The 20,440-nt window shown below is 74.6% G+C and carries 13 protein-coding genes and 1 pseudogene; 7 read left to right on the top strand and 7 right to left on the bottom strand.

Going from position 1 to position 20,440, the window contains the following annotated elements; all coding sequences use genetic code 11:
• Positions 1–237: 237 nt before the first annotated feature.
• Positions 238–2,019 (top strand): N-acetylglutaminylglutamine amidotransferase, encoded by a 1,782-nt coding sequence (locus ACFV9M_RS24735; protein WP_385069242.1) that lies wholly within the window; start codon positions 238–240, stop codon positions 2,017–2,019.
• Positions 2,016–4,679, top strand: coding sequence for a S9 family peptidase (locus ACFV9M_RS24730; protein ID WP_385069243.1), 2,664 nt, complete (start codon positions 2,016–2,018; stop codon positions 4,677–4,679). The genes ACFV9M_RS24735 and ACFV9M_RS24730 overlap by 4 nt, the downstream gene beginning before the upstream one ends.
• Positions 4,680–4,813: 134 nt before the next feature.
• Here the strand turns inward: ACFV9M_RS24730 and ACFV9M_RS24725 are convergent, their stop codons facing one another.
• From ACFV9M_RS24725 to ACFV9M_RS24715, 3 genes are all read right to left on the bottom strand, one after another.
• Entirely contained in the window at positions 4,814–8,197 is a 3,384-nt protein-coding gene (locus ACFV9M_RS24725; protein ID WP_385102532.1) for a hypothetical protein, read from the bottom strand.
• Positions 8,194–8,631 (bottom strand): hypothetical protein, encoded by a 438-nt coding sequence (locus ACFV9M_RS24720; RefSeq protein ID WP_385079001.1) that lies wholly within the window; start codon positions 8,629–8,631, stop codon positions 8,194–8,196. Before ACFV9M_RS24720 ends, ACFV9M_RS24725 begins: the two co-directional genes overlap by 4 nt.
• Positions 8,632–8,821: 190 nt before the next feature.
• Positions 8,822–9,286 carry a hypothetical protein gene (locus ACFV9M_RS24715; protein ID WP_385079003.1) on the bottom strand — a complete coding sequence of 155 codons (465 nt, stop codon included), beginning with the start codon at positions 9,284–9,286 and terminating at the stop codon, positions 8,822–8,824.
• Between the two features lie 489 nt (positions 9,287–9,775).
• On the opposite strand from ACFV9M_RS24715, the gene ACFV9M_RS24710 reads away from it, so the two are divergent.
• Positions 9,776–10,462 carry a response regulator gene (locus tag ACFV9M_RS24710; protein WP_385079004.1) on the top strand — a complete coding sequence of 229 codons (687 nt, stop codon included), beginning with the start codon at positions 9,776–9,778 and terminating at the stop codon, positions 10,460–10,462.
• A gap of 173 nt (positions 10,463–10,635) precedes the next feature.
• Here ACFV9M_RS24710 and ACFV9M_RS24705 read toward each other — a convergent pair whose 3' ends face one another.
• The 3 genes from ACFV9M_RS24705 to ACFV9M_RS24695 form a co-directional block, all read right to left on the bottom strand.
• Positions 10,636–11,058, bottom strand: a complete 423-nt coding sequence (locus ACFV9M_RS24705) for a pyridoxamine 5'-phosphate oxidase family protein (protein WP_385079007.1) — start codon at positions 11,056–11,058, stop codon at positions 10,636–10,638.
• Between the two features lie 285 nt (positions 11,059–11,343).
• Positions 11,344–13,125 carry a GAF domain-containing protein gene (locus ACFV9M_RS24700; protein WP_385079009.1) on the bottom strand — a complete coding sequence of 594 codons (1,782 nt, stop codon included), beginning with the start codon at positions 13,123–13,125 and terminating at the stop codon, positions 11,344–11,346.
• A gap of 258 nt (positions 13,126–13,383) precedes the next feature.
• The gene (locus tag ACFV9M_RS24695; RefSeq protein ID WP_385079012.1) at positions 13,384–13,935 is read right to left on the bottom strand and encodes a winged helix-turn-helix transcriptional regulator; all 552 of its coding nucleotides are present in this window, start codon (positions 13,933–13,935) and stop codon (positions 13,384–13,386) included.
• Positions 13,936–14,156: 221 nt separating this feature from the next.
• On the opposite strand from ACFV9M_RS24695, the gene ACFV9M_RS24690 reads away from it, so the two are divergent.
• Both ACFV9M_RS24690 and ACFV9M_RS24685 read left to right on the top strand, forming a co-directional pair.
• Positions 14,157–15,554, top strand: coding sequence for an MFS transporter (locus tag ACFV9M_RS24690; RefSeq protein WP_385079024.1), 1,398 nt, complete (start codon positions 14,157–14,159; stop codon positions 15,552–15,554).
• A gap of 107 nt (positions 15,555–15,661) precedes the next feature.
• Complete coding sequence (locus ACFV9M_RS24685) at positions 15,662–16,405, top strand: O-methyltransferase (protein WP_385079015.1); 744 nt, start codon at positions 15,662–15,664, stop codon at positions 16,403–16,405.
• A 339-nt stretch (positions 16,406–16,744) separates the two neighbouring features.
• Here ACFV9M_RS24685 and ACFV9M_RS24680 read toward each other — a convergent pair.
• A pseudogene (locus tag ACFV9M_RS24680) lies at positions 16,745–17,733 on the bottom strand (hydroxyacid dehydrogenase).
• Here ACFV9M_RS24680 and ACFV9M_RS24675 point away from each other — a divergent pair.
• Together ACFV9M_RS24675 and ACFV9M_RS24670 are read left to right on the top strand one after the other, a co-directional pair.
• The gene (locus tag ACFV9M_RS24675) at positions 17,732–18,835 is read left to right on the top strand and encodes a substrate-binding domain-containing protein (protein WP_385079018.1); all 1,104 of its coding nucleotides are present in this window, start codon (positions 17,732–17,734) and stop codon (positions 18,833–18,835) included. The pseudogene ACFV9M_RS24680 and the gene ACFV9M_RS24675 overlap by 2 nt on opposite strands.
• A gap of 450 nt (positions 18,836–19,285) precedes the next feature.
• Positions 19,286–20,311: an amidohydrolase family protein gene (locus ACFV9M_RS24670; protein WP_385079021.1), complete on the top strand. Its 1,026-nt coding sequence runs from the start codon at positions 19,286–19,288 to the stop codon at positions 20,309–20,311.
• The last annotated feature ends 129 nt before the right edge of the window (positions 20,312–20,440 follow it).

Here is a 20,440-nt window from a genome sequence, read left to right as displayed (position 1 = left end):
CCGCCGGCCGCGCAGCCACACCCGTCTCCGCCTCTGCCACCCCATCGCCCGATCGCCCCCTCGCGCTATCGCCCTGTCGTCCCATTGCTCTGTCGTCCTATTGCTCCGTAGCCCTACCGCCTCACCGCGAAGGAGACGTACCGCCATGTCGACCAGCCCGGACCAGGCTCCGACGGGGAGCTCCGCGCGCGTCGGACCTCCCCGGACCGCTGACGAGCACCGGGGAGGTGGTGCGTGATGTGCGGTCTGAGCGGAGAGATGCGCTTCGACGGCGGGCGGCCGGACCTCGCGGCCGTCGAGCGCATGAGCGACCGGCTCGCCGCCCGCGGCCCCGACGGCGAGGGCATCTGGTCCCAGGGCGCCGTGGCGCTGGCACACCGGCGACTGAAGATCATCGACCTGTCCGAGCTCGGGGCCCAGCCGATGACCGACGCCCGGCAGGGGATCACCGGCGTCTTCAACGGGTGCGTCTACAACTACAAGGAACTCCGCGAGGAGCTGCGGTCCCTCGGCCACCGCTTCGAGTCGACCTCCGACACCGAGGTCGTCCTCAAGGCGTACCGGCAGTGGGGCACCGCCTGCGTCGACCACTTCTACGGCATGTTCGCCTTCGCCCTCGTCGAGCACCGGACCGGCCGGCTGGTCCTGGCCCGCGACCGGCTCGGCATCAAGCCGCTGTACCTGGCGCAGACCCCCGGACGGCTGCGGTTCGCCTCGTCGCTCCCGGCCCTGCTCGCGGGCGGCGACGTCGACACCTCGCTGGATCCGGTGGCCGTCCACCAGTACCTCAGCTGGCACGCGACCGTGGCCGCGCCCCGCACCGTGCTGGCCGGGGTGCGCAAGTTGCCCCCGGCCACCGTACGGGTCGTCGAACCGGACGGCAGCCACCGCGATCACCGCTACTGGCAGCCCTCGTACACCCGCCGCCCGGAGCACGCGGGCATGGGCCCGAGCGAATGGCGGGACGCGGTGCTGGAGGCGCTGCGCACCGCCGTACGCCGACGGATGGTCGCCGACGTGCCCGTCGGCGTCCTGCTCTCGGGCGGACTGGACTCCAGCCTGATCGTGGCACTGCTGGCCGAGGAGGGGCAGCGGGACCTGGCGACGTTCAGCGTCGGCTTCGAGTCGGAAGGCGGCGACGAGGGGGACGAGTTCGCGTACTCCGACCTGGTCGCCCGGGAGTTCGCCACCGACCACCACCAGCTGAAGGTGCCCTCCCAGCGGGTGTCGACGGCGCTGGACGGCGCCGTCGCGGCGATGAGCGAGCCGATGATCAGCCACGACGTGGTCGCCTTCCACCTGCTGGCCGAGCAGGTGGCGAAGGAGGTGAAGGTCGTCCAGAGCGGGCAGGGCGCCGACGAGGTGTTCGCCGGCTACCACTGGTACCCCCGCCTGGCCTCGGCCGACCGCGACCGGGCGGCCGACCGGTACACCGACACGTACGCCGACCGGCCGCACGACGACCTCGCCGACATGCTGCACCCGCACATGCTGCCCCCGGACGACGTCTCCGGCCGCTTCGTGCGCGCACACATGGCGGAGCCGGGCGCCGAGACCTCTCTCGACGCGGCCCTGCGGCTGGACACGCACGTCATGCTCGTGGACGATCCGGTGAAACGGGTCGACAACATGACCATGGACTGGGGCCTGGAGGCCCGCGTGCCCTTCCTGGACCACGAGCTGGTGGAGCTGGCCGCCGCCTGTCCGCCGGACCTGAAGCTGGCCGACGGCGGCAAGGGCGTGGTCAAGGAGGCGGGCCGCAAGCTGCTGCCCCACCAGGTGGTCGACCGCCCCAAGGGCTACTTCCCCGTCCCGGCCATCACCCACATGGCCGGGCCCGTCCTGGACCGGGTGCGCGAGGCACTCCACGCCCCCGAGGCGAGGCGGCGCGGGCTCTTCAAGGACGCGTACCTCGACACACTCCTCGCGGCCCCCGACGAACACCGCACCCGGCGCGGAGCGAACGCGCTGTGGCAGGCGGCTTTGCTGGAGATATGGCTTCAGACGCACGGAACATGAGCGACGGGCGCGCCGCGTGTGGCGGGGATGCTCGCAGCGGGGACGCGTACGGGCGTGCCGCGTGTGGCGGGGACGCCCGCGGCGGGGAGGCGCAGGGGCGCGCCGCGCACGGCGGGGACGGCCCCGGTGGGGACGCGCATGGGCGCGTCGCCTACGGCGGGGACGCCTACGGTGGCGGGGACGTACACGGTGGCGGAGGGGCCTACGGCGGGGACGCCTCAGGCGGGGACGCCCACGGCCCTCGCGCGGCCGCCGTCGGCCCGCCCACCGCTCCCCGCGCGGCCGCTGCCGATCCATCCTCCGCTGCCGAACCGTCCTCCGCTGCCGGCCCGTCCTCCTCCGCCGGCCTGCCCTCCTCCGCCGATCCGTCCCCCTCCGCCGGCCCGTCCTCCTCCGCCGATCCGTCCTCCTCCGCCGGCCCGTCCTCTGCCCCCCGCCCGGCGCGGGGCCCGAGCCAGGTCCCGGCGGGCGCGGGCGGCCGCGCCGCCTTCGCCGCACCCGCCGCCTTCGCCGCACCCGCCCGGGTGCCGCTGCCGGACGCCTCCGGGCCGCGGGACGCCACGACGCGGCTCACCGCCCACGGGTGCTGGTATCCCTCGGCCGATCCCGGCGGGGCGCGGGTGGCCTTCGTCTGCGACCGGGGCGGCGTGCCCCAGGTGTGGGCGGGACCCGTCGACGGCGACGAGGTGCGGCTGCTCGACTCGGAACCGGACCCCGTCCGCGAGGTGTCCTGGTCGCCCGACGGCCGCTGGATCGCGTACACCACGGCCCCCGGCGGCGGCGAGCACACCAGGGTGCTGTGCGTACGACCCGACGGCACCGACCGCCACATCCTGGCCGGGGCCGAGCCGGGCACCTCGGCCCACCTGGGCTGCTGGGCGCACGACGGGTCGGCCGTCGCGGTCACCGTCGCCGTCCCGACCGACCTGTCCGGAACAGGCCGGGACACCGCGGCCGGCGTTCCGGCCGGGTCCGGCGCGTACGCCGACCGCCTGCCGGCCGGCTGGTCCGGCCGCGGCGGCGATGCCGTCCTCCTCGGCGCCGCACCTCTCACCGGCACGGGAACCGGGACGCCGTCCCCCTCCGCGACCGCCGACGCCACGTCCGCCCTCGACCCGCGGACCGCACGGCCCGCCCCGGCGGCCGGCTTCGGGGACGGCCTGTCCGCCTACCTGATCGACCCCGACGGGGTGGCCGCCGCGGTCCTCCTCGCCACCGAGACGGACGCCGCGACCCTGCGCGTGTGCGACCTCAGCCGCGACGGCCGACTGGCGCTCCTGCGCCGTGGACCCCGCGGACGGCGTGAGGCGGTGGTGATCCGCACCACCGACCTCGCCACGACACAGGTCGTGCCGGTGGCCGACGGCGACCCCTGGATCGGCAGGTTCTCGCCCCAGGCGGACACCCTCTGGCTGCGCAGCGACCTCGACCGGGAGTTCGCGGCGCTGCTCGCGATCGGCCTCGATCCCGAGGGCCGGCCACGCGACCGGTCCGTCGCGGCCGAGCGGGAGGGCGGCGACCTGGAACTGCTGGCATTCGCCCTCGACGGCCGTGCCGCCGTCCTGGCCTGGAACGTCGGGGGCGCGAGCGAGCTGGAGATCGCCGACACGTTCCCGCCCGGCACGGCCGGACCGCTCACCGGGCCGCTCACCGGGCCGCTCACCGGGCCGCTCACCGGGCCCCTCACCGGGCCGCCGCGGCCCGTGCCCCTGCCCCACGAGGTGGTCACCCGGATCGTGCCGGCCGGCGCGGGGCGGCTCGCCCTGGCCCTGTCCGGATCGCAGCGCCGCCCCGGTGTCTGGTGGCTCCCCGAGGGCGTGTCCCTGCTGCGCACCCCGTGGTCCTCCCGGGACGAGGACGCCGTACCGCCGGGCCGCCCGCCCGTGCGGCCCTTCCCGCTGCGCCCGACAGCGCGCGACGGACTGCCCCTGCACGGCTGGTACTACCGTGCGCCGGGGCGGGGGCCGGCCGAACCGGCGCCCTGCGTGATCCATCTGCACGGTGGACCCGAGGAACAGGAACGCCCGGTCTTCAACCCGCTGTACCACGAGATCCTGGGGCGAGGACTGGACGTCTTCGCGCCCGACGTCCGCGGTTCCTCCGGCCACGGGCGGTCGTTCGTCGACGCCGACCTGGGTGCGGGCCGGTTCGCGGCGCTCGACGACGTGGCCGACTGCGCCGCCCACGCGGTGGCGGCCGGCCCGGCCGATCCGTCACGGCTGGCCGTCATGGGCCGCTCCTACGGCGGCTACCTCACGTTCGCCTCCCTGGTCCGGCACCCCGACCTGTTCCGCACCGGGGTCGCCGTCTGCGGCATGTCCGACTTCGCGACGTTCTTCGAGGGCACCGAACCGTGGATCGCGCAGTCGGCGGCCCACAAGTACGGCCACCCCGAACGCGACCGCGCACTGCTGCGCTCCCTGTCGCCGATGAGCCGGGTCGACGCGCTGCGCGTGCCGGTGCTCGCCGTCCACGGGGAACACGACACCAATGTCCCGCCGCGGGAGTCGGAGCAGTTCGTACGGGCTGCACGCGAACGCGGCCGTACCGCCGAACTGCTCACGCTGCACAACGAGGGACACGACTTCCAGCGCGCGGACAACCGGCGGCTGTTCCGCCGCGCCGCCGCGGACTGGCTGCAACGGCACCTCACCGGCTGACCGGCACTTCCCCGTGCGGTGACTTCCCCGTGCGGCGGGCCGCCGTGCACGACCGCCGCACGCGGGCGACTCGGCGACTCGGCCCTCGTCCCGGCCGTGTCCCCCGGCCCCGGCCCCGCGTGTGCGGGCCGGGGTCAGTCGGTCTCGCGCAGACGCACGAGGGCGGCCACCGCGTCACGGCACAGCACGCCGTCGTCGAGCAGCGCGTGCAGCAGCGGGCTCCAGGCACCGCCGCCCGCCGTCTGGACGAGCCCCCCGACCGCGGCGCACTGCCCGCCGCACCGCCAGGAGCGCGCCAGCCGGGCCAGCTCCTCCGGGGTGACGACGGCGTGGTTCACCGCGCGCACCAGCAGTTTGACGCCCAGGGCCGCGGCCGGCCCCCGGGTGGGCAGCGCACCGGCCGCGGCCGCCGCGTCGTACACCCCGAACGCGGCGCGGGCCTCGTCCGCGCGCCGCTCCTCGGGGAGTTTCAGGGCGGACTCGAAGCAGGTCCTGGTGAGCGCCACCCATGCCTTGGCGGGCTCGCCCGCGCAGTCGCCGTTCTCGGCGGCCTCGCGCAGCACCCGGCGCAGGGGGCCGAGGTGCGGCCGCGCCCCCTCGGGGTAGCCGCGCAGCCAGCTGTCGAGCGCCGTGTAGAGCGCCTGCCGCTCGCCCGGCGTCGCGTCGGCGCCGCCGCAGGTGAGGAGGGCGGGAGCGACCAGGCCGGCGGCGGGGTCCCGCGCGCGCAGCAGGGTGTCGAGCAGGGTCGTCGCCGAGCGGCGGGTGCCGGACCAGCGGGAGGCGAGAAGCGTGCGCCACTGGCCGGCGGTGAGCAGGGTGCCCTGCCGCGAGGCCGCGCGCAGGTTCCCGGCCGCCTGCCGGGCGGTGACGTCGTGCGCCTCGTCGGCGGCGACCTCCACCAGCGTGTCCAGAGGCAGGTCGCGCAGGGCGTCACGGTCGGGCGAGTCCCCCCGGCGGCGCTCCGGCTCCCTGCCCCGGCGGCGGGTCGGCGGCGCGAGCCGTGCCAGCCACCGCTCCAGCTCGGCCTGTTCGTCCGCCGAGGCGAGCGAGGGCAGGACGCGCTGGCCGACTCCGTAGAGCACGGCGGCTGCGTCGCCGTCGTCACCCGGTGCGCCCTCGGCACCCGGCGACCCGCCGATGCCGGGGCCGCCGTCCGTACGGGGGCCGAGGTCCAGGGAGACCAGCCGGGCGAACGTGTCCGAGGCGACGGCCGGATCGGCGCAGAGATCGCCCACCACGTTGGCGGCACGCAGCCGGGCGTTCGCCGAGCCGGCCGTCGGGTCGAGGTGGGGCCACAGCCGGTCGCGCAGCACGGGACGGGCGGCGACGAGCCGTACCGCCGCGTGCTGCGCGAGCCGGTCGCCGGGACAGCCCTCGCGGTCGGTGATCAGCGCGTCGAGCACCGCCTCGGGCGCGCGGCCGGTGCCGAGCATCGCGCCGGTGACGAACTCCCCTCCCGCCGCGCGCGGGACATGGACCTCCGCCGGCAGCGTCCACAGGAAGCGCAGGAACGCGGCGGTGTGCTCGGGGGGCGTACCGGGCGCGAGCAGGAGCCGGACGAAGGCCTCCCGCGTCGCGCGCCCGGCCCGCGAGAAGTCCTCCTCGACCGCGCGGACGGTCCCGGCGGAGACCGGCGCGCCGACCGCGAGCGCCGGTTCCAGCATCAGCTGGAGCACCTGGTCGGGCTGCCGGGCGACGGTGGTCCCCAGGGGCGGCCAGTCCGCCCGCCGGCCGTGCACGGCACGGACACCGTCCGCGAGATCGACGGCCTCCCCACCGTCGCCACGGCGGACGGCCAGCAGCCCGTACAGCCCGCCCGCCTCCGCGACCTGGTCGTACGGCAGTTCGCGCAGCCCCCGCAGGGCGGCGGCCCGCGCGGCGGCGAGGCCCCGTCCGGCGACGGTCTCCAGCGCTTCCCACAGGGACCGCAGCCGTTGGTCGATCCTGCTCGTGGCCTCGGCGGCCAGCGTGGTCACATAGGTGTCGTTGCCGCAGTTCGCCACGGCGAACGCGGTGTTGCGGAAGACGCCGAAGTCGCCCAGGGGCAGCAGCGGGAAGACGTCGTCGAGCTGGTGAAGGGTGTCCTCCATGCCGACCAGGTGGCGGAGCACCGGCAGCGCGAAGCCGCGCTCCGCGGGACGCTCGCGCAGCTCGTCGTAGAAATCGCGCCGTTCGTCGTCGAGTTCCACCAGCCACTGGGCCACGGCGTACTCGGCGAGGGTCTGGTGGCGGAACTCGACGACCTGGCCGCGTTCCACGGTGTTCAGGAACCCGTCGTCGCACAACTCCCTGAGCGCCGCCCGGATCCGGCCGGCCCCGGTGCCGGTGCCCGCCGCGCTTCCGGTCAGCCGTGCCGCGGGGACGCGGTCGTGGAAGCGCGAGCGGGTGCGGGAGGCGTGCCAGAGGAAGGCCGCCATACGGCGGCAGAGCGACTCCTTGTCCTCGATCCGCTGGTCCGACGCGTCGCCGGTCCCGGTGAGCCGGGTGCGCGAGACCTTCTCCTCCCAGTACCTCGCGTACAGGCCGCTGGTGGTCAGGTCCTGCGGGACGTGCCCACCGGTCTCCCCGAAGACCTCGCACACCATGGCGAGGAGGAGCGGGCTGCTGAGCAGCCGCCGCAGCCGGACATGGGCGCCGCCGGCGGACAGTGCGATGAGACGCCCGCCGAACTCCTCCTCGCCGACGGCCGGAGGGATGCCCCGGTCGGCGAGGAACTGCCGGGTGAAGTCGACGATCTCGTCCTCGTCGAGGGCGGGTACGTCCTTGATGACCGCCATCCGCCCGCTGCCCTGGACGGCCGGGATCAGACCGTTCGCGTGGTCCTCGTAGTCACGCGGACGGCAGGTGAGCACCACGGTGATGCCGAGGTCGACGAGTTCGGAGAGGTACGAGCCCAGCGGCTTGCTCCAGCGTGGAGACAGCAGCAGGTCGAGCGTGTCCAGGAGGAGCACGGGGCGCTCGCCCGCGTACTGCTGGACCGCCGCCGTGAGCAGCCCCGACCCGGCCGCCGCTCCGAAGGCGTGGTCGAGGAGGGCGGTGGGGGACACGGCGGCCAGTGGATCGCCGGGGCGGGGCGCGGGCGGGGCCGGCGCCGCGTCGGGGAGGACGACCTGGTCGCAGCGGACGAGGACGGCGGGCGTCGGCGGGGGTCCGGGCGGCACCCCGAGCCCGCCGCCCGGACCCCCGCCGGCGAGGTCCTCGTTGCCGTTGCCGTTGCCGTTGCGGCTGTCGCTGTCGCTGTGGCTGTCGCTGTCGCACAGAAGTTGGAACAGGTGGCCGAGCAGGACGGTCTTGCCGGATCCGGCTTCCGCGACGACCGACAGCAGGCCGCCCCCACCGGAGGAGCGCATGTCCTGGACGATCGGCAGCAGCACGTCGGTGGCGTACGACCGCGCGAGGAGCGGCACCCGCTGCGGGGCGAACTGCTCGCGGAGGGCCATCTGCTCGGACCGGAAACGGCGTTCGGGCGCACCCCAGTCCGGGCCGCCGCCGGGACGGACGCCGGGGATCGTGGTCACGCGGCGGACACCTCGGTGGTCTCGGCGACCGCCGCCGTCTCCTGGACGGCGTGCGCGAGCGCCTGCGCACCGGGCAGCGGAGTGTTCAGCAGCGCGGCGCACAGGGGGAGTCGGGCGTGCAGACCGGCCAGCGACGCCTGGACCTCGGTGCGGTAGGCACTCTCCCAGCGCATCTGGTTCAGTCCCGGCGAGTACGCGTCGGCCGCGGCCTGACGCAGCACGGCGCGCAGATGGCCGAGCTGGTTGCGCTTCTCGAGATCGGCGACCTGGCGATTGGCGTGCTCGGCGAGGCGGTTCGCCTGCTCGGCGACCCGGACGGCCTCTTCCGCCCGCCGCACAGCCTGCCGGGCGGAGCGCGCCTGCAACCAGGCGAACACCGCGGCGACGGCCGCCACCACCAGACTGCCCACCGCGACCAGCTCTTCGCCCTCCACCGCCTGCGCACCCTTTCCCCGTACGGATCGCCGCGCCTCACGCGCACCCACCAGGCCGCAGGTTACCCGTGTGCGACCCCGCGCTGCCGCCCGATCCACGGGCCGCGGCAACGGGGAGGGACAACGGGGAGGGGCAACGGGGAGGGGGGCAGCGGCGAGGGGGCAGGGGCGAGGGGAGAACGGCCGCTCGCTAGCGCCGTCGCTGCTGCCTCCGTTCGGCCCGCCGTTGCCTCGCGGCGTGGTGTTCCTCCCGCTGCCGGGCGAGGGCGCGGGCCTTCCGCTGTGCGGCGAGGCTGTATCGCCGTGCGGCCCAAGGCGTCACCGCCCCGAAGGCGAGGAGGGCGAGGGCCAGGATCCAGTGCCCCACCGACGCACCCGATCCCGAGGAGAGGGCGATCACGCAACCGACGGGAGCGCCGGCCGAGAAGCCCAGGGCCGGACGCCAGTCGCGGGCGTACAGACCGAGTTTGGCGGGGATCGCCAGCAGCCACGGCGGAACGAAGAAGGCGGCGAAGTACCAGCCACCGCCCGCCGGCACCGCACACCCGCCCCGCAGCGAGGAGGCGCAACCGTCGGCGATCGATCCCGCCAGACCCCAGCCGAACATGGCGATGCCCACCGCGTTGCACGCGATCCCCGCCCACACCCACCTCATGACCGGATCATAGGAGCGGCAGCCGACGCCGAACGGTCGAACTCACCAGGTGTATCGCGGAGTTCGGCACCCTCAGGGGCCGAAGCCGGGACGGCCGGGACGGCCGGGGAGGTGCGGAGCCGGCGGCCCGTCCCGGGCGGAACCGGGGCCGAGGCCGATCGAGGGCCGTTGGGCCCCGTCGTGGGGCCGGTGCGGGGGCCGTTCGGCCCTGGTCCGCCGGGGCGGGCGGCTGCCCGACGGCCGTCGGGGCCGGGGCCGGTCGGGCGGTCCCGCCCCCGCAGGTGCGACGGCGCATCAGGTCATCGGGAACTCGTGGAGCAGGAATCCGCGGGAGCGGTAGGGCCGACCGGCCCTGGCCCTTCGGCCCGGCATCACGCAGGATCGGCGACAGACGGCGACGGACGGCGACAGACAAGGACCGGTCGTGCCCCGTGGGCCGGACCCGGTGCGGGCATCGGACAGCGCGGAACGCGGAACAAGGAGCACTCGATGGCGGACGGCGAGCGGCCCGGCCCCGACCACCCGATCCGGGTCTTCCTGCTGGACGACCACGAGGTGGTACGGCGCGGGGTGCACGACCTGCTGGACGACGAGCCGGACATCACGGTCGTCGGTGAGGCGGGCACGGCCGAGCAGGCCCTCGTCCGCGTCCCCGCCCTGCGCCCCCGGGTGGCGGTGCTGGACGTGCGTCTGCCGGACGGCGACGGGGTGAGCGTGTGCCGGGAACTGCGCTCCCGCATGCCGGGGCTGGCCTGTTTGATGCTGACCTCGTTCGACGACGAGGAGGCCCTGCTGGACTCGATCATGGCGGGGGCGTCCGGGTACGTGCTCAAGCAGATCCGGGGCTCGGACCTGGTGTCGGCCGTGCGCACGGTGGCGGCCGGCCAGTCCCTGCTCGACCCCGGCGCCACCGCCAGGCTGATGGCCCGCCTGCGCCAGGGCAGGGAGCCGGAGCCCGACGCCCTGCCCGGCCTGACCGCGCGGGAGCGGGAGATCCTGGCGCTGATCGGCGAGGGACTGACCAATCGTCAGATCGGCCGCCGGCTCTACCTCGCCGAGAAGACGGTCAAGAACCACATCTCCCGGCTGCTGGCCAAGCTCGGGGTGGAGCGGCGCGTCCAGGCCGCCGTCATCGCCACCCAGGCACAGGACCGGCTCAGGCGGGAAGGCCACTGACGCCGCGACGCCGGTCGCAGCAGAACGCTGGCGCATCCCGCCGCCGGCACCCGGCACCCGGCATCCGGCATCCGGCCATCCGGCCATCCGGCCCATCCGGCCCATCCGGCCATCCGGCCATCCGGCCATCCGGCACCCGGCATCCGGTGGCCGGTCCGCCACCGGCCCGTGCCTCACCGGGTGCCGCGCGCCCGCCTGAGTTCACGGCCGGTGACCATCTCGGACTCGATCCGTACGAACACCCAGTCGTGCAGGGGCATCCAGGACGTGGGCCCGGACTGCGACAGCCGTTCGTGTTCGGCGGGATCGGTCACCACGGTGGCCCGGCCGGTGACGACCACGCTCCAGCCGGACCGGCTCGCCGCGTCGAACTCGTCCGCCTCGAAGGCGACCACGACGCCGTCCACGGCACGGACGAGGTCGGAGCCGGGTGAGGTGCTCAGCACGACGGAGGCGTCCGTGTCCAGGGAGAAGTTGACCGGGAGGACCGCGGGCAGTGCCTGCCGGGTGTAGACCACGCGGCCGAGCGGCACCTTGGCGAGCAGGCGCAGGCACTCCTGCCGGTCGAGTGGACCGAAGGCGTCGTTCTGGAACATCGGTCCAGCGTCGCAGCGGGTGGGGTGTGGGGGTAGGGCCGACCGGCCCTACCCCCACACCCGTGCGGACGGCGCGACAAGGCCGCCGTCGCCTACGGTTCGTACGCGGTCGGTCTCGCGCTTCTCGCGGCGGTGGCCGCCGTGGCGCTCACCCACACCGCCACCGGCGTCCGCGCCGGGGTCGGGGGCGGCCGGCCCGAGCAGCGCGGCGGCCGCCGACCCGAGCACCGCACCGCGGACACCCCCGCGTGAGACGCGGCTCCCGGCCGCAAGGCGGCTTCCCCGTCACCTCGGACCGGCGCCGACGTCCGTCGTGAATCCGGGCTCGGGCTGCCGGCCGGGCGGAAGGGGCACCGTCCACTCCGCGACGGTGCCGGCGGGCTCGTTCGGCCGGAGGGTGAAGCTGCCGCCGAGGTCGGTGGCGCGTCGGCGCAGGTTGTCGAGGCCGCTGCGGCGGGTGACGGCGGGGTCGACACCGGTCCCGTCGTCCGCGACGCGCAGCCGGAGCCGGCTGCCGTCGGTCGCGGCGGTGACCTCGATCCGGGTGGCGTGCGCGTGCCGGGCGGCGTTCGACAGGGTCTCGCGCACCACCGCCAGCAGGTGCTCGCCGTGCTCGGCGGGTACGTCGGTGTCCAGCAGGCCGGTCATCCGCAGGGCGGGGGTGAAGCCCAGCACGCCGGCGGCCCGGTCGGTCTCGGCCAGCAGCTTCGCCCGCAGCTCGCCCCGCCCCCCGGGACGGTCCCGCTCGCGCAGCGCGTAGATCGTGCCGCGCACCGTCTTGATGGTGTCGTCGAGGTCGTCGACCACCCGCTGGACGCGCTCGGCCACCTCGGGCCGGTCGGCGATCCGGCCGAGGACCGAGTGGAGGGTCAGCCCGGAGGCGAACAGCCGCTGGATGGCCAGGTCGTGCAGGTCACGGGCGATCCGGTCGCGGTCGGAGAGGACCATCAGCTGCTCGGCCTCGCGCCGGTGCTCGGCGATCTCCAGGGCGAGGGCGGCCTGATCGGCGAATCCGCTGATCATGGCCATGGTGGCGTCGGAGAACTCCTGCCGGCCGGGCAGGCCGGCGACCTGGAGCACTCCGCGGGCGTGCTCGTGGCCGCCCAGCGGAAGCAGGAACCCGGGCCCCAGGTCGATCCGCCCCGCCGACCCGCCGCCCTCCTGCGGCTCCTCCGACAGGGCGCCGCTGGTGATCCGCTCGTTGGAGCGGTAGACCTGCGCGGCCAGGGTGGCGGGCGGCAGCACCAGCCCGCGCACCCGCTCGGAGCCCTCCCCGTCGGCGGCCTCGATCACGAGATCGTCGTCGCCGCCGTCCAGCGGCACCGCCACGGTCACCAGATCGGCCCCGGCCAGGTCCCGTACGGTGGCGGCGACCCGGTGCAGTACCTGGCCCGGATCGGTGCCCGAGAGCAGACCGCGGGTCAGCTCGCTGCTCGCCGCCAGCCACTGCTCCCGGCGGCGCGAGTCCTCGTACAGGCGGGCGTTGTCGATGGCCACGCCGGCCGCGGCGGCGAGCGTGCGCAGCACCGCCTCGTCCTCGTCGTCGAACCGCGCCCCGTCGCGTTTGTCGGTCAGGTACAGGTTGCCGAAGACACGGTCGCGCACGCGCACCGGCGTCCCCAGGAACGTGGTCATCGGCGGATGCCCCTCGGGGAAGCCCACCGAGGCGGGGTGCGTACCGAGGTCGGCGAGGCGCAACGGCTGCGGCTCCCTGATCAGCAGCCCCAGGATGCCGTGGCCCTCGGGGTAGTGGCCGATCGCCCCGATCGTCCCCTCGTCCACGCCGACCACGATGAACTGCTTGATGCGCCCTTCGTCGCCCAGCACCCCCAGCGCCCCGTACTCGGCGTCGACCAGGGCCACCGCGGATTCGGTGATCCGCCGCAGCACCACGTCGAGGTCCAGATCGGAGCCGATGGTGAGGACCGCGTCCAGCAGCGTGTGCACCCGGTCCCGGGTCGCGCGGACCTGCGCCACCTGTGCCTGGAGGCCCTCCAGCAGCTCGTCCAGGCGTAACTGGGGCGCCGTCGGACCGTTCTCCCGGCCCGCTGCCGGAGTCTTTGCCATCCCCGCTCCCTCCGGGAGGACACCGGTGGTGGCACCCTCGCCCGTCGTGCCCGTCGTGCCCGGACAGCCCTGTGGGCACGCGCACCCGCGGGCCTGGGCAACTGCCGTCCCGGCAGCCCAGATCCTATGGCCCGTCGGCTCCCGTGAACCGAGGCGGTCCCCGGTGCTGCCCGGCGGCCACCGTCGGTCCGCACGGACCGTCGGTCCCCGTTACGCGGAGACCGTCGGTCCCCGTTACGCGGAGACCGTCGGTCCCCGTTACGCGGACCCCGCCGCGACGGCGTCGGTGACCACCGGTTGCAGCAGCCGCTTGGGCCGCAACAGCGCCCGGCTGACCGGATCCGCCGGGTCGGGATCGAGCCCGGGTCCCGGCACCATCTCGACGTCCGCCACGGCCACGACGGTTCCGCAGGCGGGGCATTCGCCGTACGGACCCAGCTCGGTGCCGCAGTCGGCGTGCCGGAAGATCCGCAGGGGAACGAGGTCGTAGTTCTCGCGCCCCCACATCGACAGGGCGCGCAGGGCGGGCCACAGGGCTGTGCCGCGGTCGGTGACGACGTACTCGTCCCTGGGCGGCGACTCCTGGTAGCGGCGCTTGTCGAGGATTCCCTCGGCGGTGAGCGTCTGGAGGCGGTTGGCCAGGACGGCGCGCGGGATGCCGAGGTGGACGAGGAAGTCGTTGTAGCGCCGGACGCCGTAGAGCGCGTCGCGCACCACCAGCAGCGTCCACCGCTCGCCCACGACCTCCAGCGCGCGGGCGATCGAGCACTCCTGCTTCGCGTAGTCCTTGCCCAGTGTCATGCCGTCCACTGTAACCAACTTCCCCCATATCAGTTCAGTGACTGAACTGATGGTGCTAGCCTACGGGCTCAGTAAGTTCAGTCAGCGAACTGACCTTGTTCCTGTGAGGCGCTCCGCGGTCGTGGCCGCGGTCCGGCCGCGGCCCGGAAGGACGTACACCCGTGAACGACACCGACACCGACACCGACACCGACACCGACGTCGAGGGGGAGACGGGGAGCGGCTCCTCCCTGGCTCCCGGCGGCACCGCCGCACCGAAGGGGAGCCGGGTCCGCTCCGACGCGCCCCAGCGCCCCGGTCTCACCCTCGCCCTGACCAGTGCCGCCACCGCGGTGGCCCTGATGACGTACACCGCGCCGATGGTCACGCTCCCCGAGACCGCCGCCGACCTGCACACCCCGCTGTCCGCGCAGGCATGGCTGCTGAACGGCACCCCGCTGGGCCTGGCCGCCCTGCTGCTGGTCGCGGGGAGCCTCGCCGACGATCACGGCCGCCGCCGGATCTTCGTCACCGGTACCGTCGTCCTCGGCCTCACCACCGTCCTCGCCGGATTCGCGACGTCGACCTGGCTGTTCACCCTCGCCCGCATCGCCCAGGGCGCGGCGAGCGCGGCGCTCCTCGCCAGCAGCCTGGGCCTGATCGTCCACGCCTTCCCCACCCCGCGCGGACGGATGCACGCCACCGGAGTGTGGGGCGCCTTCGTCAGCGGCGGCATCGCGGTGGGCCCGGTCCTCTCCGGGGCGATGCCCTCCTGGCGCCTTTCGTACGGCGTCCTGGGCGCCGCCGCGCTGATCGTGACCGTACTCGGGGTGCGGGGCCTCGCGGAGTCGCGCTCCCCGCGTGCCGGGCGGCCGGATCTCGCCGGTGCCGCAGCCTTCGGAGCGGCGCTGATCGCGCTGGTGGCGGCGCTGACCCTGGGGCGGGGCGGCTGGCTGCGGACCCCCGTCGTCCTGCTGCTGGCGGCGGCGGTTCTGCTGACGGCCGTGTTCGCGCTGGTGGAGCGCCGCGCCGCCACCCCGATGATCGACCTGACCCTGCTGCGCCGCCCGCTCTTCCTGGCCTCCTCCGTGGGTGGGCTGTTCACCGGACTCGCGGTGATCGGCCTGTTCAGCTTCCTGCCGACGCTGATCCAGCAGGCGATGGGGATGTCACCGATGGGCACGGCATGGCTCTTCCTCCTCTGGTCCGGCCTCTCCTTCGTGGTGGCCCTCCTGGCCCGACACCTCGGCGGTCGCGTCTCGCACCGCCACCGATTGGCCCTCGGTTTCGTCCTGCACGCGGCCGGGGTGCTGGCGATGCTGGGCGCGGTCGGCGCCGGCTCCTGGCCCCGGCTGCTGCCCGGCCTGGTCGTCGCCGGCATGGGCAGCGGCCTGCTGAACGCCGCGCTGCCGCTGCTCGCCGTGGAGTCGGTGCCGATGACCCGGGCCGCGATGGGCTCCGGTGCGCAGCAGACCTTCCGCTACATCGGCTCGTGCGCCGGAGTGGCCCTGACGATCGCGCTCACCGCGTCGGCCGGGACCACGGCCCGGGGCGCGGACGTGGCGATGGCCGTGTCGGCGGGACTGGCACTGTCGGCCGCGGTGGGCGTGGCGGTCCTGCGGGACCGGGGGCGCGGTACGGCGGCCTGAGGGCTGCGCTGTCCGGGCACGTCGGTGACAGGAGGCGGCCCTGTGCGCGTGAGGGTCTGGAAGCGAACGACGTTGCACGGGAAGCGCGGCGCGAGCGCCATCCCTGGATGGACGACACGCCGGTCGCGTTTCCAACCGCCCTGCCCGCGTTGCGCGTTGCGGCGCGCGAGGCCGGCTTCACCATGTCGTGCGAGGAGCGGACCGGCAGTTCGCTGGCCGTACTCGCGGCTGCCCGGCCAGGCGGCCGCGTTCTCGAACTCGGCACCGGCGTGGGCGAAGGCGCGGCCTGGCTCCTGAGCGGGATGGACGCAGCCTCTCGCCTGGTCACGGTCGAACTCGACGCCGCTGTCCAGGCGGTGGCCCGCCGGCAGCCGGGGTCCGATCCGAGGGTGACCTTCGTGGCCGGGGACGGCGGGGACCGGCTCGACACCTATGACGGAGAGCCCTTCGACTTGGTGTTCGCGGACACGTGGCCCGGCAAGTTCACCCACCTCGAACGCGCCCTGGAATTCGTGGCCCCCGGCGGGACCTACCTGATCGACGACGCGGTCAGCGCCGCCGGCGTGGGATTCATGCTCATGGCCCGCAACAAGGAGGCCGGCACCGCGGACCGGGTAGTCGCCGGCGCGGGCGGCGTCGGCGACGGGAGCCAGACCGGCGGCGCCCGCGTAGTCGAGGACCGGTGGGGTGCTCCGGGTTCCGGCGGTGGTGTTCCAGGCGCCGAAGAAGGAGGCGTCGGAGATCTCGGTGGTCGCTCTCCCGGCCGCTGCGGCGGGGAGGGGCAGGCCGGCCGGCAGCGGCACGGCGACGCTGGTCAGGGCTGCTTGGAGGATGGTTCGGCGAGTGAGTGACATGGCTGCCCGTCTCCCAGGCGACCGTGGATGTGATATCGAAAGTGGGCGAGTCAAGGAAGGTGCAGGCGATCCGCGCGGGAAGCGATATCGGATCGGCCGCACCTGAAAGCGCGCGGTGACCGTGTCCGTGCGAGTGCCGGCGAGCAGAGGGCGGACGCCGGTCCGGTCACCGCGTCACGACGTCGGGTCGACGTCGTCGAATCCGGTGGCGGAATCGGGGGCGACGGCGACGTTGCCGTGCCAGACGACGCGCTCGGCGACCTCGGTGGCGCCCTGCCGCCAGGCCGGCTTGCAGATGCCCCACTTGAGGTCGGGGTTCCGCCGCCGGCGGGTGGTTCAGGCCGATCGGGCCAGCTGGGTGGGCTGGACGGGCTGGACGGGGTGGGCGAAGGGCGCTCCCGCCGCGAAGCGTGCGAGCTCGTCGAGGGAGTGCTGCGCCGGCCGCTCCAGCTCGTCCCGACGGAGCCGGCGATGTGCGGGGTCAGTCACACCGCCGGCAGCTCGTACAGCGCGGAGGCCGGCGGCAGGGGTTCTGGGCCGGTGACGTCGAGCACGGCGTGGATCCGGCCGGTGGCCGGCTCGTCGGTGAGGGCCTGGGTGTCGACCAGCTCACCCCGCGCGGTGTTGATCAGCGTCGCTCCGTCGCGGAGCATCGACAGGCGCCTGCGGTCGATCATGTGGTGGGTGTCGGGCAGGCGCGGGGCATGGAGCGAGACGGTGTCGGGGCCGGCCACGAGGGCGTCGAGGTCGACCAGGGTGGCGCCGAGCGCCCGCGCGTCGGCGGCGTCCAGGTAGGGGTCGGCGAGCAGTACCTCGACGTCGAACGGCCGGAGCGGCTCCAGCACCCGCCGGCCGACGCGGGAGGCGCCGACGACCCCGACGGTACGGCGGTAGTCGCCGAGGCCCGGGAAGTGCTCGGCCCACGGCAGGAACGTACGGTGCCGCCGGTACAGGGCGCTGATCTGCCACACCCGCTTGCGGGCGAAGAGGATGGCGGCCGGCGTGAACTCGGCCACCGGGACGGCGTTGGCCTCGGCCGCCGACGACACGGCGATGCCCCGCTCCCAGCAGGCGTCGGTGATGTGGTGCTTGACCGAGCCCGCTGTGTGGATGACCGCGCGCAGCCGGGGGACCTGTTCCAGGACGTCGCGGTCCAGCGGCGGGCAGCCCCACCCGGTGATCAACACCTCCACCGAGTCGAGGCCGGCCGCGTCGGCGAAGTCCTCGACGACCTCGTCGGGGTCGGTGTCCGCGAGCTGTGTCAGGCGGCGTGCCGCGGCCGGAATCGATATCGTTTGGCCGGGACGATCGGAGAGGCAGGTCATGCTTGCGGAAGACAGGCACCGAGCGATCATCGAGGCGGTCAGAGCCCGTGGGTCGGTCACCATCCGGGAACTGGCGGAGGATCTGGACGTCGCCGCCGTCACGATCCGCGGCGACGTGCGGGAGCTGGCCCGGCGCGGCACGGTGACCCGGGTGCACGGTGGGGTCGTCTGGCCCGCGGAACGCCAGGAGACCGGCGGCGCGGCCCCGCCGGCCACCGGAGAGCGCCCGACGGTCGAAGGGCGGGCGCCCGGCCGCACACGGAAGGAGGCCACCGGGGGATACAGCCTGGGGATGGTCGTCCCGCATTCGTCGTACTACTACCCGGAGGTCGTCAGCGGCGCCCGGGCGGCGGCGGAGGCGCTCGGGGTGAGGCTGGCCCTCGGGGTCTCCCGCAACGCCTTCGCCGAGGAGCGGGCGCTGGTCGCCCAGATGCTCCAGACAGGCGTGGACGGACTGTTGGTGACCACGGCCGAGGACCCGCGCACCTCACCCGGCACCGAAGCGTGGCTGAGGGGGCTGCCGGTCCCCGTGGTGCTCGCCGAGCGCCGCGTCGGACTGGACACCGGCTCGGTGGAGGCCGTGGCCACCGACCATGAGTACGGGGCCTACCTGGCCGTACGGCATCTGGCCGAACAGGGGCGCCGCCGTATCGCGCTGCTGCGGTTCGACACGCTGACCGCTCCCATGCTGCGGGTCGGCTACGAGCGGGCCCTGACCGCCCTGGAGCTGCGGCCATGCCCTCCGGAGGTGCCGTGTGTGCTGGAGGAGAACGACATGGCGGACCTGGACCACAAGTGCGACCAACTGGTGCACGCCATCAAGGACGGCCAGGTCGACGCGGTCCTGGTCCACAACGACTCCGTCGCCCTTCCGCTGGTGAGCCGGCTGCGGGCGGCCGGTGTGCGGGTCCCCGACGACCTGGCCGTCGTCGCCTACGACGACGAGCTCGCCGCCCTGGCCGACCCTCCCCTCACCGGTGTGGCACCCCCTCGGCGCGCGGTCGGCGCCGAGGCCGTGGAGCTGCTGGTCAGAAGGCTCCAGGAACCGGGCCGGCCCATCCACCACCTCATGCTGCGCCCGGTGCTGAACGTGCGGGGGTAGGCCCTGCCGGACCGTGCCCCCCCGCCGGACCGTTTCCCCGCCGGACCGTTCCTCCCGCCGGGCCGGGCCGGGCCGGCAGCCGAACCGGGGCGTCATCGTCGCGGGACGCCGGCCACGGGGCCGACCCGAGGGAAGAAGGCACCGGGGGCCGAGGGGCCGAGGGGCCGAGGGGCCGAGGGGCCGAGGGGGCGCCGGGGCGAGGCAGGGGTAAGGGCGGGCGGACCGAGGCAGGGTCAAGGGCGGGCGGGCCGAGGCGGGGCCCAGGACACGGCGGCACAGCTCCCTGCAAAATGTCGGCATAATTGTCAACAATTATGTTGCGGATTATGCTGCTGTCGCAGTCGCCCGGGAGCCGGACGACACGCCGCGCGTGTCAGCGACTGGTGTCATGGCCGCACCCCAGGCTGTGCCGAGCCCGGCAGCCCGACCTCTGTATCGAGGAGCAGCTTAATGATCATCGACTGTCACGGTCACTTCACCACCGCGCCGGCGGCGCTCGGCGCCTGGCGCGACCGGCAGATCGCCGCGCTCGGCCGTCCCGCGGAGGCTCCCGACCCCGCGGATCTGCGCATCGGCGACGACGATCTGCGGCAGAGCATCGAGCCGAACCAGCTGCGCATGATGGACGAGCGGGGCATCGACGTCACGGTCTTCTCCCCGCGCGCCTCCTTCATGGCCCACCACGTGGGGGACTTCGCGACCTCCTCCCGGTGGGCCTCCCTCTGCAACGAGCTGTGCGCCCGGGTCGCCCGGCTCTACCCCGAGCGTTTCGCCATGGCGGCCATGCTCCCGCAGTCCCCGGGTGTCGACCCGGCCACCTGCGTCCCGGAGCTGACCCGGTGCGTCGAGGAGTACGGCGCGGTGGCCGTCAACCTCAACCCCGACCCCTCCGGCGGCCACTGGACGGCGCCCCCGCTGACCGACCGCTCGTGGTACCCCCTCTACGAGAAGCTGGTCGAGTACGACCTCCCGGCCATGGTGCACGTCAGCACGAGCGTGAACCCGGCCTTCCACACCACGGGCGCGCACTACCTCAACGCCGACACCACCGTGTTCATGCAGCTGATCCAGGGCGATCTGTTCGCGGACTTCCCGACCCTGCGCCTGGTGATCCCGCACGGCGGCGGCGCGGTGCCCTACCACTGGGGGCGTTTCCGCGGGCTGGCGATGGCGCTGAAGAAGCCCGAGCTGGAGGAGCACGTCCTGGGCAACGTCTTCTTCGACACCTGCGTGTACCACCAGCCCGGCATCGACCTGCTGCTCGACGTGGTGCCCCGGCGCAACATCCTCTTCGCCTCCGAGATGATCGGCGCCGTCCGGGACATCGACCCGTGCTCGGGCCACCACTTCGACGACACGCGGCGCTACGTCGAGGCCGCCGGCCTGTCCACCGCCCAGGTCGCCGAGATCCAGGAGCACAACGTCCGCGCCGTCTATCCGCGCCTGGACGCGCTGCTCCAGCGGCAAGGCCGGTGAGACGAGGCCCGGTGTCCGCCTCGAGCTCGCGGACCCCGGGCGCGGCAACAGCGGCGGCGCCCGCCGATACCGAGCCGGCGCCGCCGCCGTCCGGCACCGAAGGGCGTCCGGCGCGGGCGCCAGTCGCAA

The organism is Streptomyces sp. NPDC059895, assembly GCF_042731035.1.
Lineage (GTDB): Bacteria > Actinomycetota > Actinomycetes > Streptomycetales > Streptomycetaceae > Streptomyces.
This window is presented reverse-complemented; position numbering and strand designations above follow the sequence as displayed.

Excerpts from the sequence above, each read along its gene's own strand:
- ACFV9M_RS24735 (WP_385069242.1), top strand. The coding sequence starts at position 238 with ATGTGCGGTCTGAGCGGAGAGATGCGCTTCGACGGCGGGCGGCCGGAC.
- ACFV9M_RS24730 (WP_385069243.1), top strand. The coding sequence starts at position 2,016 with ATGAGCGACGGGCGCGCCGCGTGTGGCGGGGATGCTCGCAGCGGGGAC.
- ACFV9M_RS24715 (WP_385079003.1), bottom strand. The coding sequence starts at position 9,286 with ATGAGGTGGGTGTGGGCGGGGATCGCGTGCAACGCGGTGGGCATCGCC.
- ACFV9M_RS24710 (WP_385079004.1), top strand. The coding sequence starts at position 9,776 with ATGGCGGACGGCGAGCGGCCCGGCCCCGACCACCCGATCCGGGTCTTC.
- ACFV9M_RS24705 (WP_385079007.1), bottom strand. The coding sequence starts at position 11,058 with ATGTTCCAGAACGACGCCTTCGGTCCACTCGACCGGCAGGAGTGCCTG.
- ACFV9M_RS24700 (WP_385079009.1), bottom strand. The coding sequence starts at position 13,125 with ATGGCAAAGACTCCGGCAGCGGGCCGGGAGAACGGTCCGACGGCGCCC.
- ACFV9M_RS24685 (WP_385079015.1), top strand. The coding sequence starts at position 15,662 with ATGGACGACACGCCGGTCGCGTTTCCAACCGCCCTGCCCGCGTTGCGC.
- ACFV9M_RS24675 (WP_385079018.1), top strand. The coding sequence starts at position 17,732 with ATGCTTGCGGAAGACAGGCACCGAGCGATCATCGAGGCGGTCAGAGCC.
- ACFV9M_RS24670 (WP_385079021.1), top strand. The coding sequence starts at position 19,286 with ATGATCATCGACTGTCACGGTCACTTCACCACCGCGCCGGCGGCGCTC.